Here is a 15074-nt window from a genome sequence, read left to right as displayed (position 1 = left end):
AATATTTACGATCAAACGTTTACTTACCCTCAAAATAAGTGAACAAAAAAGCCAAATTTGCACTGAAAACGACTAAATTTGGCTTTTTTGTTTCATCTTATCCCTATAATTCATAAATTTCCTGCATGAAAAGAGTCTTACCCATTATTGTTATTTCCCAATTTTTCTGTACTTCTCTGTGGTTTGCGGGAAACGCCATTTTACCCGATTTAGCCCAACACTTTCATCTCCAATCCAACAATCTTGCCCATTTTATTAGTGCCGTTCAGTTTGGATTTATCACGGGGACTTTCGCTTTTGCCCTTGCTGGAATTGTTGATAGATTTGTAGCAACTCGGATATTTTTTGTGTGTTCTTTATTGGCCGCAATTTGTAATATTAGTATCATACTTTTAAATACGAATGAAGCAATTTTACTCGTTTCACGCTTCCTGACAGGCTTTTTCTTAGCGGGAATTTATCCCGTAGGCATGAAAATTGCTTCTGACCATTACCAAAAAGGGCTGGGAAAATCGCTGGGATTGTTAGTGGGAGCTTTAGTATTGGGGACGGCTTTCCCGCATTTTTTGAAAGGTTTTAACACCAACTATTCGTGGAAATTTATGTTATTTTCGACTTCAAGCCTTTCGGTTTTGGGAGGTTTGATGATGGTACTTTTTGTACCCAAAGGAGAGTTTTCAACGATTAGTAAGAAGATAGATTTTGGGGCAATTTCAAAGGGTTTTAACATTCAAAATTTCCGAAAGCCAGCTTTAGGATATTTTGGTCATATGTGGGAATTATACACTTTTTGGGCATTTTTACCCGCCTTAATTTTGACCTATAAAACTAAAAATCATTTAACCGAAATCGATGTTTCTCAGTGGTCATTTATCATAATTGCTTCTGGTTCAGCTGCTTGTATAATTAGCGGTTATCTTTCTCAATATTTTGGCCCTAAAAAAGTGGCCGTTTCAGCCTTGTTTTTATCCACTTGCTGTTGCCTTGTCTCTCCCATATTTCTCACCTATGCAAACGTATATTTGCTGTTCTTTTTCTTACTTTTTTGGGGAATGGTCGTCATAGCGGACTCTCCATTATTTTCAACATTGGTTGCTCAAAATGCCCCAGTTGAAAGCAAAGGAACTTTATTAACCATTACAAATTGCTTCGGTTTTTCATTGACCATCATTAGTATTCAATTATTTGGCAGACTTACCGAAATCGTCAATAATGAGTATTTATTTGTATTTCTTGCTATTGGACCGATATTGGGTTTATTCGCTATGTTAGTCAAAAATAAAATAATAGTTAACGAGTAAAATTAAGCTTTTAGAATCATTTTGATTATTCGCACAATTCCATTAATTTCAAATTAAGTTTTTGACAATCAAGTATTTACGAACTAAACATACATAAAATGAAAAACAGACGTAGAGTCCTAATTGCTGTATTACTTATGATATCAGTCGGAAATTATTCAAGATTAACGGGGAATGAAAATATCCGAATAATTCAATTTATCTCAATATTTGCCATTGGAGCATTGAGTAGTTTATTGATAAGAGAGATTGGGTTGATGGTTAAGTCGAAAAGAGAGTGATTTATGTAATTTTACAAAACAAAATTACTTATTTTTCTCAATCGTAAAACCCGCACTCACAATATCCAACAACGGATTTTGACGCATATATTGACTGATTTTTATCTTATATTTTCCTTTTTCAGAAAATTTAAAATCCTTGAAAGCCAACACTTTATGGTCATAAATATCGCCCAATCCTTCGCCTGAAGGTTTGCCCGTAATGGGGTCAAAAAGAATAATTTCGTCTAAATGTTGGTGCACTATTTTCCCATTTGGAGCGGTTAAATAATGCGTCAAATAGAGATTATGATAGAGATAATTTCTATTATTTCTAACGTTATAAAAGACATTATAAGTAGCTGAAATATCCGTTACTTCAAAAGTAAAAGAAGGAGAATCCTTTATAAACCATTTTGCCTCGAAAATATCATAATTGTCCTTCAAAATCGTGTTTGTATCGCACGATGAGAGGAAGAGAAAAGTCAATAAAAGTATGCCGAATAAGCGAGTCATTATTTTTATTTTATGATCGTTAAAACAAAAATAATTCTCAATGTTCAATGCTCAATATTCAAGTAAATTCGGATTGCAATTTTTACTTGAACATTGAACATTATTTATTGAGAATTACTAAATATTAAGAAGCCTCTCCTCCCTTATTCTCAGGAGGGGGCGTATTATTAGGCTTTTGATTATTTTTATTTCCGCCACCCTGCTGATTTTGAGGGCGTTGCGGTTTGGGTTGTCCTTGTTGTTTTTCCCCTTCCCCTTCTACCTGCTGACTTTGCGGACGTGGCTGATTTTGTGGTTTCGGTTGCCCTTGCCCATTCCCTTGCTGACGTGGCTGATTCTGCTGTTTTGGTTGTCCTTGCCCTTGTGGACGTGGTTGATTTTGTGGTTTTGGCTGTTGCCCTTCTCCATTCGTCTGCTGTCCTTGTGCGTTTTGTGGTTTTGGCTGTTGTCCACCATTTCCTTGCGGGCGTGGCTGATTTTGCTGAGGTTTTGGTTGTTGGCCTTCACCATTCACTGCCTGTCCCTGCGGACGTGGCTGATTTGGATTAGGCTTATTACCTTTCTGTCCCTGCGGTTGTCTTTGATTCCCTTTTTGTCCATGTGGGGTATCCCCTTGAACTTTATTAACTGGTTGATTTGCTGGTACATTTACCGTTTGCGGCTTATTAATATCCGTTTTGGGTTCTTGTTTAAAATCTTTTCTTTCGGGACGTTGATTACTTTGATTTGGCTTAAAATCTTTTCTTTCTGGACGTACAAATTCTTTTCGTTCTTGCTTAAAATCTGGACGATCGAACTTAGGTTTTTCAAATTTCTTTTTACCTCCGCCATATTTTCTATCCATTTTATCCAAATCAGCATTCAATGGACCCGAACCTTTTTCTAATTCTAACTCAATTTTTGCTGATTCCGCCCCATCAATCGTTTGTGGTCTTTCACCTTTGGCATTCAAGGCCAAAATCTCTTGAACTCTATCCACCGTTATAGGAATCCAGTTGCTTTCTTCGCCTCTATATCCAAACCACATGATGCGTTTGAAAATATCAGTTTTTTGCAAAAAAGCGTCACCTTTGATGGTTTGAAGCGGTTTTTCAATAGTCGGGATATCTTTCAGAGCATCCATATAGGTCTCTAATTCATAATTCAAACAGCATTTTAAACGCCCACATTGCCCAGAAAGTTTTACAGGATTTAAGGAAAGATTTTGATAACGAGCCGCCGAAGTAGTCACGTTTTTGAAGTCAGTAAGCCAAGTAGAACAGCATAATTCACGTCCACAAACCCCAATTCCACCCACACGACCCGCCTCTTGACGAAGCGAAATTTGCTTCATCTCAATTCTGACTTTAAATTCGCCCGCCAGTGTTTTGATTAATTCACGGAAATCTACACGGTCATCAGAAGAATAATAAAAAATAGCTTTGGTATTATCAGACTGAAATTCCACATCCGAAAGTTTCATATTCAGTTTTAATTCCTTAACAATTTCACGAGAACGATACATCGTTGGGTAATCACGAGCAACGGCTTGCTCATGTTTTTCAAGGTCTTTATCGTTAGCTTTTCTATAAATTGTCTTGATTTCGTCGTTATCTTTAATGCCTTTTTTGAGCAATTGCAAACGCACTAATTCACCTTGCAAAGACACAAATCCCAAGTGATGCCCACTCGGAACATCTACAATCACGGGGTCACCAGAATACAATTCAACCTGATTTACATTTCGGAAATATTCCTTACGTCCACCTTTAAATTTTACTTCTACGACATTATATTTACTAAAAGTTGGCACATCCATATTCGACAACCAGTCAAATACATTCATTTTGTTACAACCACCCGTGCCACAAGCACCATTGTTTTCGCAACCACCAACTTTCTTTCCGTCTTCTTTATTTTTAGTTCCACAGCTTCCCGAAGAACACGACTTACATCCCATAATTTTATTTATTTTTAAGGCTAACTAATACCTCAACACATCCAACCCAATATCCTTGCGATAGTATTTTCCATCAAAAAGCACATCATGAGCGGCTTTTTGCGATTTTTGAATAGCCATCTCAAGCGTGTTAGACATACCTGTAAGTACCATTACTCGCCCTCCATTGGTTACCACTAATTTACCCTCTAATTTTGTTCCTGCGTGGAAAATATTAGCATCCGTAATTGAATCATAACCCACAATAACATCGCCTTTTTTGTAATCGCCAGGATAACCGCCCGCCACTACTACGGTCGTAACGGCGTGTTGTTTGCTAATAGTCAATTCTGTTTCGTGTAATTCGCCTTTAGCCGTCGCAATCATCAATGACATAAAATCAGATTCTATTCTTGGCAAAACTACTTCCGTTTCAGGATCGCCCATACGAGCGTTATATTCAATTACTTGGGGTTCACCTTCGTGGTTCATTAAACCAATAAAGATGAATCCATTATAATCAATTCCTTCTTTTTTCAAGCCTTCAATTGTGGGGATAATTACCTCACTTTCAACAGCTTTCATGAATTTTTCGCTGGCAAATGGCACGGGAGAAACCGCTCCCATTCCACCCGTATTCAATCCTGTATCTCCTTCACCAATACGTTTATAGTCTTTGGCTTCTGGCAGAATTTTATACGATTTTCCGTCCGTTAAAACAAAAACTGACAACTCAATTCCAGTTAAAAATTCCTCAATAACTACCTTACTACTGGCATCGCCAAATTTGGCATCTACCAACATTTCAGTCAATGATTCTTTGGCTTCGTCTAAAGTCAAAGCAATAATCACGCCTTTTCCTGCAGCAAGTCCATCGGCTTTTAATACGATGGGGAGTTTTTGAGTATCAAGATAATTTAAGCCTTCTTGCAAAGTATCTTTGGTAAACGTCTCAGATTTTGCCGTTGGAATTCCGTATTTTACCATGAAATTCTTAGAGAAATCCTTTGAACCTTCCAACATAGCTCCTTTTGAATCGGGACCCACCATTAATACGTTTTTCAAATCTTCTCTCGACTGAAAATAATCACGAATACCTTTCACCAAAGGTTCTTCCGGGCCCACGATGACGAGTTCAATTTGGTTTGAAATAACGGCTTCTGCAATTTTTTCAAAATCATTATATCCAATTGATAAATTAGTGGCAACTTGCGCTGTTCCAGCATTCCCCGGAGCAACAAATAATTTATCACAAAGTGGGCTTTGGGCTATTCTCCATGCAAAAGCGTGTTCACGTCCGCCCGAACCTAATATTAGTGTATTCATTTATTAAATTATCTCTATTAATTAGCCATTTCACTCAAAAACTTAATTCTCATCAGCCTTAATTCTTCTTCCGTAATATCTTCAATATCACATTTTTCCATGGCAATAGCAATGCTATCTGTATCAGAATCCATGAAATATTCATAGATTTCTTCTTGTTTATCAGGCTCAATTACTTGGTTGATATAATAATCCAAGTTCAATTTTGTTCCAGAATAACAAATATGCTCAATCTCTTCGATGAGTTCGGCCATACCCAATTCTTTCTGCTCACCGATGATATCTAAGTCAACTTTTCTATCCACTTGTTGGATAATATGAATCTTGATTTTTGATTTATTTACCGCTGATTTTACCACAACTTCCGAAGCCGTTTCTATCTCATTATCATCAACGTATTTTTTAATCAAATCAATGAACTGGCGACCAAATTTTACTACTTTTCCCATTCCTACACCGTTGATATTTGCCATATCATCTTTGGTGGTTGGATAAGTAGTGGCCATTTCTTCCAAAGATGGGTCTTGGAAAATTACGTAAGGAGGCAAGTTTTTCTCTTTGGCTAATTTCTTACGAAGATTTTTTAGCAATTCAAATAAAGCAACATCATGCGAACCTCCGCCCCCTGCTGCTTCCTTTTCTTCGTCTTCAATTATCTTTTCATTGTCGTAATCGTGATCTTTTGAAAGGGTTAATGGAAACGAATCTTTGATATAATCTCGTCCTTTTTCCGATAATTTCAAAATACCATAATTCTCAACGTCTTTCTCCAAAAATCCTAAAATAGCAATCTGACGCACCATCGAAACGCATTGTTCGATTGGTTCAGGCTCGGCACTTTTTCTACCTTTTGCTTTGGGTGCTTTCTTGGCTTTTGCCTTTGGTTTTGGAATTGGATTTCCGTCCTCATCCTCGTCGTCCGAAAATTCTGCGTCATCATCATCGTCATCATCATCGTCTTCATCCTCATCCGCTGATAATTTAAAATATTGCTTTGCTTCTCCAAAAGTTACAATGGTTTGATGGTCTTGTGTGCCAACATTTTGGCTTTTATAGCCCATCAAAATATCCGCAATATGTTGAGCATCATAGCTTTCGCCCGTTAATTCAACCGTTTTCAAGGCTAAAACTACGGCTTCTTCGGCTTTATATTTTGGCGTTGGTTTGTTACAATTATCACAAAAACCGCAGTCTTTGTCCATGTATTCACCAAAATAGTTCATTAATTGACGGCGGCGACACGTGCCTAAACCCGCATAATGTACCATTTCGTGAAGTAGCATTCGGGCTGTATCACGTTCAACGATGGTTTTATCTTTGTTGAATTTATCAAGTTTTGTAATGTCTTCTTTCGCATAAAACATGATACAAGTTCCTTCCAATCCATCACGACCCGCACGACCTGTTTCTTGGTAATATCCTTCCAAAGATTTTGGGGCATCGTAGTGAATCACGAAACGAACATCTGGTTTATCAATACCCATTCCAAAGGCAATTGTGGCAACCATTACTTCGGTTTCTTCATTCAAGAAAGCCTCTTGATTTGCCATTCGCACATCAGAATCCAAGCCTGCATGATATGGAAGAGCTTTTACACCATTAACTACCAACAAGTTAGCAATTTCTTCAACTTTCTTACGACTTAAGCAATAGATAATTCCCGACTTACCGTGATTAGTTTTGATATACTTAATAATCTGTTTATCAATATCATCACGTTTCGCCCGAATTTCGTAGTAAAGATTCTTACGGTTGAAAGATGATTTGAAAAGTTTGGCATCGTCAAGATTCAAGTTTTTCTGAATATCCTGTTGAACTTTTGGCGTTGCCGTTGCGGTGAGGGCAATAATTGGCAAATTTTTATCCATACTCTCAACGATACTTCTGATTCGGCGATATTCAGGACGGAAATCATGTCCCCATTCTGAAATACAATGGGCTTCATCAATCGCAACAAAAGAGATTTTAGCTTCTTTAAGAAAGGATAGATTAGATTCCTTCGTCAGTGATTCAGGAGCGATATAGAGTAGTTTTACTTCCCCTTTCACCACTGCATTTTTGACTTTGGTCATTTCTGCCCGATTCAAAGATGAGTTTAGAAATTGAGCATTAATACCAAAAGCATTCATTTGATCTACCTGATTTTTCATCAAGGCAATCAAAGGTGAAATCACGATAGCAGTTCCTTCCATCGCAATGGCCGGCATTTGATAGCAAAGTGATTTTCCTGCCCCAGTGGGCATGATGACGAAGGTGTTCTCACCCATGAGGGTGTTCTGGATAATAGCTTCTTGTTCACCCCGGAACTGTGAAAAACCGAAAGTCTCTTTCAATTTCTCTTTCAACATATCGGCGGTTTCTTTGGTAACAGTCATTTTATTCAATCTTAATTGAGGTTATAAATAAAGTATTTGGTGGTTGATTAATTTTGTTCGCTCTAAATATAAAGAGTCTGGACAAAAATCTTGTTCATTTTGCCATTGACCCGTTCCCAGAAAATGTTTTAGAGAATTAAAAGACTTGAATCTTTTAATTCTCTAAATACTCCATATTCTAAATAAGGCTTTACATCAAATATTTTTCTTTCATTATGAACAAAAGTAAAGTCTGACGTAAAATCTTGGTTTGGCTCGACAAGTTTAACGCTTGTATTCATCATTGATTTATTGAAACAAGTAAACCATTAAATATTGATATTACGGGCATTGTTATTTGTTATCTTTGTAGTGAAATCAGTAAAAAATCATTCAATCAAAAATACTTCGTACATTGAAATTAATAAAAAATATTCAATCAACTGCAAAAAAAGTTTTAGAAGATGAAGCAAATTCAATCCTAAAAATTGTTCCGTTGATTGATTCTGAATTTGAATCATGTGTAAATCACCTACTTAGCTCTTCTGGACGCTTCGTAATTACGGGTGTTGGAAAATCGGCAATTATTGCTCAAAAGATAGTAGCGACGCTTAATTCAACTGGAACACCCTCACTATTCATGCACGCTGCTGATGCCATTCACGGCGATTTAGGAATGATTCAAAAAGGGGATACTGTCATGTGCATTTCAAGGTCTGGTGATACGCCCGAAATTAAAGTTTTAGTACCCCTTATCAAAAGGACTGGAACAAAATTAATCGCAATGGTTTCAAATCCAAGTTCTTATCTCGGAAAAAATGCAGATTTTATTCTTCATGCACTCGCCGAACGTGAGGCAGATTCCTTAAACCTTGCTCCCACCATCAGCACAACCGTTGCATTAGCCTTGGGAGATGCCTTGGCAGTGTGTTTAATCGAATGCCGAGGATTTGATAGTCACGACTTTGCCAAGTATCATCCTGGGGGCGCATTGGGCAAGAAATTGTATTTGAAAGTTTCGGATATTTATCCTAATCATGAATTACCAGTAGTTCAGGAATCTTCGACGGTCAAAGAGACAATCATTGAAATCAGTTCAAAACGTTTGGGAGCAACAGCGGTTTTGAAGGAAAATAAAGAATTGGCAGGAATAATTACGGATGGAGACGTGCGAAGAATGTTAAATCAATATGACAATGTTGCGGGATTAACGGCTAAAGATATTATGACTATTTCACCAAAAGCCATTTCACCCGATGCCTACGCAGTGGAGGCATTACAGATTATGCAGGAAAAAAATATCACGCAACTCGTGGTAATTCAAGACAATAAACCTTTAGGATTTGTGCACTTGCACGATTTATTGAAAGAAGGTTTGGTTTAGGAGGAAGGGAAATACGGAGGGAAGGAGGAAGGAAAAAAAAGATAATTTCTGCCATTTTCATTCCTCCATTCCTCCGTATTTCCCACCTCCCTCTAACGCATTCTGTCCGCCGATTTTACTAACATTTCGTCTCTTCTGATAAAACGATTTGCAATCATATTACACAACATTGCCACGACTGCCGAAATGAATCCTGCCCCGTAAGACCCTTGATTTTCAGGCTCAAACATCGGAATTCCTACTTTGAAAACCTGATAAAAAGTGTATCCTAAAACAACGGCAATTAAGATAGAATTAGTCAAACCCAAAGTCATTTGGAGCATCCTTTTCTTGTATTGTGTAATTGAAAAAGCAGCAATACAAGCAGAAATAATTGATAAAATCACAATTACCATTGTGTTTGCACTACTCACAGCAGTAGTGGCTTTGAAGTATTCTAAAGCAAAAGAAGTGAGGGTGACTTTTTCATTTAAAGTAGCACTACTTTTTTCCCAAATTGGTAAAGCCGTTACCGCCAACATCGCAATCGCCACGACGGCTAATAATAAAGTTTGAATTCGTTGGAGCATAATATTTTAAAGGTTTTGTTTTCGCAAAGTTCTGAAACTTCCGAGAACTATACAACACAAAAAAAGCGAAAACCTCTCGGTCTTCGCTTTTTTTGTCGTGTGTATCTCGTTGTTATGAATTGAATTAGAATCTAAAGTGAGAGAATGCTTTGTTAGCTTCTGCCATACGGTGCGTATCGTCTTTCTTCTTTACTGCTGCACCTTCACCTTTTGCGGCTGCCATGATTTCATTAGCCAAACGGTCGATCATAGTCTTGTCACCACGCTTACGAGCGTAAAGAATTAACCATTTCATCCCTACTGACAACTTGCGGTCAGCACGAACTTCCGTTGGTACTTGAAACGTAGCTCCACCCACACGGCGAGATTTAACCTCTACCGTTGGCATAACATTATTTAAAGCTTTCTTGAAAAGCTCTAAACCGTTTTTCTCCTTCGTTCTATCTTCAACTTTGTCTAATGCACCGTAAAAAATCGTGAATGCCGTTGATTTTTTACCATCATACATCAAATTATTTACAAACTTCGTTACCATTACATCCTTAAATTTAGGATCAGGCAACACGTATCTTTTCTTTGGTTTTGACTTTCTCATTGTCTTTGTTAATTTTTTAAGTTTAGCCCATCTTCTGCCTTAACTGAGCATACTGGACTGTTTTTTTTAATTGTGAGTTATGAGTCATGAATTAGTTTAAACACTTATAATTCATAATTTATAATTCATAATTATTTCTTTTTACCGCCTTTTCCACCTTTTACTGGTGCTACTACTGCACCTGGCTTAGGACGTTTTGCACCGTATTTCGAACGACGCTGACGACGACCACTTACTCCTGAAGTATCTAATGCACCACGGATAATATGGTAACGTACACCTGGTAAATCTTTTACACGACCACCACGAATCAATACGATTGAGTGTTCTTGCAAATTGTGTCCTTCACCTGGAATATAGGCGTTTACTTCTTTACCGTTGGTTAAACGTACACGGGCTACTTTACGCATAGCCGAGTTTGGCTTCTTTGGCGTAGTTGTATAAACCCTCGTACACACACCACGACGTTGTGGACAAGAATCTAAGGCTGGAGACTTTGATTTAAAAGTCAATTGCTCTCTGCCGTTTCTTACTAACTGCTGTATAGTTGGCATTTTGTATTGTTTTATTTGAGATACACATTCCCTGATAGTATTGAGTTTGTGATTTGTGAGTGATTGCAAATACGCACAAATCACTAAGCGGTACTCCGCCCGTTCACATTTCATAACTGACTGAAATCAGGGGTGCAAAATTACGAGTATTATCTGATAATCAAAAAGAAATCTGATGGTTTTATTCTGTTTCTCAAGGTTTTATGATTATATCTCGTGAAAGATTGCCTATTGGTCTATTAATTAGGGTATTTCGCAACAAAAATTATTAAATATTTAAAAATTGATTAAACTGTACGAGTTTAAAATTGTCATAATCTAAATATTTACCTGATTCTAAGGTTATATTTGTTCGTATAAATAAAACCCATTTTTATCATTGACCTCAACCCATTTAATTGATACTCAGCGTTCATACTTTTTATGAAAATGAAAAAAACACTTTTACTCGTAAACCTAATCATCATCTCAAATAGCTTATTTGCCCAATCAGCTATCGTTGGGGAAGTTCGGGAAATTCTTACGCAAAAAACACTCAAAAGTGCTTACGTGAGTATTATCAACATGACTGATTCTTCCAAGAGAAAAACCGTTCCTACCGATGGTATTGGAAAATTTAAATTTTTAGGAATTAATCACGGAAATTATTCGCTTCGGGTGAGTTTTTTGGGTTACCAAGAATCTCGACAAAATATTACCATCTCCACGGATTCTACCTACAATATATCCACCATTTTTTTAGAAGAAAATAGTCAACAACTCGACGAAGTGAAGGTGATTGGGCAGGTGGCAGCTACGATACAAAAGTTGGATACGCTTCAATTCAATGCCAAAGCCTTTAAAGTTAATCCCGATGCCAATGCGGATGAATTGATGGAAAAACTGCCTGGAGCGGTAATGGAAAACGGAAAATTGCAAATTCAAGGCGATGAAGTGAAACAGGTAATGATTGATGGTAAGCTATTTTTTGGCAAAGATGCTACGGCGGCTCTCAAAAATATTCCCTCTGAAGTGATTGATAAAATTCAAGTATTTGACCAACTCAGTGAACAATCGCAACTGACTGGATTGGACGATGGCAATACTACCAAAACGGTCAATATCACCACTCGCCCAGATATGCGCAATGGTATTTTCGGGCGTAATTCGGCTGGAATTGGCTCAAATGATACTTATAAAGTGAATGCCAGTATCAACCGGTTTAAGGGCAATAGTCGCTTCACGGCTCTTTTTCAGGCCAATAATATTAACATACAAAATTTTTCTTCCGAAGATTTATTAGGCGTAGCTTCTGGTTCGGCTCAAACCCGGAGAGGTGGCGGCGGTGGAAATCGTGGAGGCGGAGGACAAGCAGGCGGCGGAACGGACAATTCGGGCAATTTTTTAGTAAATAATCAACCTGGCTATAATACAACTAACGCTTTGGGATTAAACTATTCGAATGAGTGGGGAACGAAGTTGAAGTTTCAGGGCAGTTATTTCCTTAATCAAGCCACAAATTCAATTGTAGAAAATACTTTTCAGCAATATATTCAAAGCACAAACACGGGTCAAACTTATACAGAAGGTAGTAATTCCTTTTCAAAAAGTTTAAATCATCGGGCGTATTTTAGGTTAGAATACAAAATTGATGACAGAAATTCTTTGGTAATGACTCCCAATTTGAGCGTTCAAAATACAGACTTAAATTCTGGATATGCGGGAGTTACTGCCCTGAAAACGCAAAAACTTAATGATGTAGTTAATAATAGTGTTAGTAATAATTACGCCATAAATTTCTCGAATAATCTTTTATTTAGACGTAGATTTGCTAAAATTGGGCGTTCGCTGACCTTCAATTTAACCACTACTTATAACAATCGGGAAGCGGATAGATTATTGAAATCAGTCAATAATTTTTATGGTGCCAATCCATCTTCAAAAATCCTAAATCAAGATGCCATTACCAATGCAAACGGTTGGGGAATTACCTCAAGTTTGTATTATTCAGAACCTTTAAGCAAAAAAAGTTTCGTATTTGTCAGTACCAGTTTTGGGTATAATGAAAACCAATCGGAAAAATATTCTTATAATTTTTCCGATTCTCAACAAACCTATAATCGTTTGGATACGCTTTTGAGCAACGTTTTTAATAGTGATTATTACAATTATAAAATTGGAACAGGCTATCGTTATAATTCCAAAGATTTACAAATTTCTACGGAAGTTAGATACCAAAATGCTAATTTGATTAATGAACAGATTTTTCCCAAAAAATACAATCTCGACAAAAGTTTCAACAATGTACTACCTTCATTTTCAGTACGTTATAATATAGGCAGCAAAGCAAAATCGCTTCGATTCAACTATCAAACTCAAACGCAACAGCCTTCTATTTCTCAATTACAGGAAGTGGTAAATAATAATAATCCACTCCGACTTTCAACGGGAAACTCAGCGCTTTCGCAAGAATATCAGCATCAGTTTTCACTGCGATATACGTCCACAAGTCAAACAAATTTTTCCAATTTTGTGGCTTTAATGAGCGGTAATGTCGTAAAAGCCAACATCACAAATAGCAATTTTATTGCTTCCAAAGATACCATTTTTGACCACAATATCATACTAAAAACGGGTTCGCAATTATCTCGCCCCGTTAATTTGGATGGTCAATATTCAGTCAGAGGATTTTTGTCTTATGGTTTTCCATTAAAGTTCATTAAGTCGAATATCAACTCCAATTTTACCACAAATTTTACTCGTACACCCGGTTTAAATAACAATCAATTAAACTATTCCGATGGGCAACGCTATTCGTTTGGCTTGGTTTTGAGTAGTAATATCAGTACAAAACTTGACTTTACGATTTCATCTAATTCTAATTTTAACTCAGTCCAAAATACGCTTTCTTCGAGTTTAAATAATCAGTATTTTAATCAAAATTTAAAGATTAGGTTTAATTTTATTATCGGAAATGGATTTGTTCTCAATACCGATGCTACTTATTATTCTTACTCGGGATTGTCGTCAAGTTTCAACCAAAAATATACACTTTGGAACATGGCGATTGCGAAGAAAATATTCAAAAATCAATCGGGTGAAATTCGTCTTTCAGTCTTTGATTTGTTGAAACAAAATACCAGTATTCAACGAAATATCACTACCAATTACATCGAGGACACACAATCAAATGTTCTTCAACAATATTTTATGTTGAGTTTTGGCTATAATTTGAAAAAATATTGGAAGGAGTGATGGGGGTTATTTATACGAAATATGGATTACCATTTCCCTGGTTGGTAGAGCAACACTATTCCCTTAGCACGGCGTCCCTCACCTGACATCATAGGAAAGCAAAAATATGAGTAATCTTAATTATTAATTAACTGATAATTTAAAGGCTCGTGTTTTTTTAGCACAATATCTGGTGAGGATGACAGCCACGGAAAAAGAATGTTTAACGTTTAATTATCAAGTTGTTTTGTCAATATTGTTGGTAAAAAAATACCAATAATTACATTATTATATTTTTAATATAATTTACTGAGATTAGTTGTTATGGCTGTTTTTGGATATTTTAAGGGGAATCAAAATAATTTTTACAACAAAAGCAATACAAATTAAATTACCCTCGTATTCTATACCGAACATCATTAATTAACAATTATTCAACATGAAAAAAGTATTGTTTTTACTAACTGCTGTGTCGGGGCTTTTCTTGGCAAGCTGTAAAACCCAGGATGTAACCCCTGACACCTCATTGGATGAAGTTTTTTCTTCAATGGCATCGTCTGCTGCCCGTACTGCGGCTATCAATGATACCGTTACGAGAGGAAAATGTAAAGGAAATTTAACGAGTATTGATGCGGCAACTTTGCCAAGTAGTGTTACAACTTATATCAATACAAATTATGCAGGCGCAGCAATTAAATTTGCTGGGAAAGATGATAAAGGTCAATTTGTAGTTGGGTTATCATTGAATGGTGTTGACACTGGTTTATTATTTGATGCAAATGGTGTTTTCGTTCAGAAATTAGAACGTTATGGAGCGAAAGCAAAATTGACAGAAGTAGCTATCACGGCGCTTCCTGCCAGCGTAAGTGCTTACGTATCCGCTAATTATGCAGGTTACACCATCAAACGTGCCGGTTCGGATGCAGATGGAAACCTCATTGTTGGATTGGATAGCGGTATGGGTCATAAAGTATTGAAGTTCACCTCAGCGGGTGTATTTACGGCAGAATTACAGATTCCTCCTCACGGAAAAGGACAAGGTGGTCCTGGTGGTCCAAAACCAAATGGTGGACACTAAGATTAG

12 protein-coding genes are annotated in these 15074 nt (G+C 36.9%); 5 read left to right on the top strand and 7 right to left on the bottom strand.

Annotated elements, in window-relative coordinates:
* The first annotated feature begins 125 nt into the window (after positions 1-125).
* A complete protein-coding gene (locus AC1W31_RS00400; protein ID WP_481732407.1) occupies positions 126-1301 on the top strand; it encodes an MFS transporter in 1176 nt (391 codons plus the stop codon).
* 98 nt (positions 1302-1399) lie between these two features.
* Entirely contained in the window at positions 1400-1582 is a 183-nt protein-coding gene (locus tag AC1W31_RS00395) for a hypothetical protein (RefSeq protein WP_481732406.1), read from the top strand.
* Positions 1583-1606: 24 nt separating this feature from the next.
* On the opposite strand, the gene AC1W31_RS00390 is transcribed toward AC1W31_RS00395, so the two are convergent.
* The 4 genes from AC1W31_RS00390 to AC1W31_RS00375 all read right to left on the bottom strand — a co-directional run bounded on the left by AC1W31_RS00390 (position 1607) and on the right by AC1W31_RS00375 (position 7696).
* Positions 1607-2077 carry a gliding motility lipoprotein GldH gene (locus tag AC1W31_RS00390; RefSeq protein ID WP_481732405.1) on the bottom strand — a complete coding sequence of 157 codons (471 nt, stop codon included), beginning with the start codon at positions 2075-2077 and terminating at the stop codon, positions 1607-1609.
* A gap of 124 nt (positions 2078-2201) precedes the next feature.
* Positions 2202-4016: a PSP1 domain-containing protein gene (locus tag AC1W31_RS00385; RefSeq protein ID WP_481732404.1), complete on the bottom strand. Its 1815-nt coding sequence runs from the start codon at positions 4014-4016 to the stop codon at positions 2202-2204.
* A 24-nt stretch (positions 4017-4040) separates the two neighbouring features.
* Entirely contained in the window at positions 4041-5321 is a 1281-nt protein-coding gene (gene purD / locus AC1W31_RS00380; protein ID WP_481732403.1) for a phosphoribosylamine--glycine ligase, read from the bottom strand.
* A gap of 17 nt (positions 5322-5338) precedes the next feature.
* Positions 5339-7696, bottom strand: a complete 2358-nt coding sequence (locus AC1W31_RS00375; RefSeq protein ID WP_481732402.1) for a RecQ family ATP-dependent DNA helicase — start codon at positions 7694-7696, stop codon at positions 5339-5341.
* Positions 7697-8090: 394 nt separating this feature from the next.
* Here AC1W31_RS00375 and AC1W31_RS00370 point away from each other — a divergent pair, with 394 nt between their 5' ends.
* A complete protein-coding gene (locus tag AC1W31_RS00370) occupies positions 8091-9059 on the top strand; it encodes a KpsF/GutQ family sugar-phosphate isomerase (RefSeq protein ID WP_481732401.1) in 969 nt (322 codons plus the stop codon).
* Between the two features lie 92 nt (positions 9060-9151).
* Here AC1W31_RS00370 and AC1W31_RS00365 read toward each other — a convergent pair whose 3' ends face one another.
* From AC1W31_RS00365 to rpsL, 3 genes are all read right to left on the bottom strand, one after another.
* Positions 9152-9628, bottom strand: a complete 477-nt coding sequence (locus AC1W31_RS00365; RefSeq protein WP_481732400.1) for a DUF4293 domain-containing protein — start codon at positions 9626-9628, stop codon at positions 9152-9154.
* Positions 9629-9752: 124 nt separating this feature from the next.
* Positions 9753-10223: a 30S ribosomal protein S7 gene (rpsG, locus tag AC1W31_RS00360; protein ID WP_481732399.1), complete on the bottom strand. Its 471-nt coding sequence runs from the start codon at positions 10221-10223 to the stop codon at positions 9753-9755.
* Between the two features lie 131 nt (positions 10224-10354).
* Positions 10355-10777, bottom strand: coding sequence for a 30S ribosomal protein S12 (gene rpsL / locus AC1W31_RS00355; RefSeq protein WP_481732398.1), 423 nt, complete (start codon positions 10775-10777; stop codon positions 10355-10357).
* A 429-nt stretch (positions 10778-11206) separates the two neighbouring features.
* On the opposite strand from rpsL, the gene AC1W31_RS00350 reads away from it, so the two are divergent.
* Positions 11207-14011, top strand: a complete 2805-nt coding sequence (locus AC1W31_RS00350; RefSeq protein WP_481732397.1) for an outer membrane beta-barrel protein — start codon at positions 11207-11209, stop codon at positions 14009-14011.
* 418 nt (positions 14012-14429) lie between these two features.
* Complete coding sequence (locus tag AC1W31_RS00345; RefSeq protein ID WP_481732396.1) at positions 14430-15068, top strand: hypothetical protein; 639 nt, start codon at positions 14430-14432, stop codon at positions 15066-15068.
* The last annotated feature ends 6 nt before the right edge of the window (positions 15069-15074 follow it).

This window comes from Arcicella sp. (genome assembly GCF_964672035.1).
The sequence above is the reverse complement of the archived record's forward strand: the minus strand, read 5'-3'. Positions and strand labels throughout refer to the sequence as shown.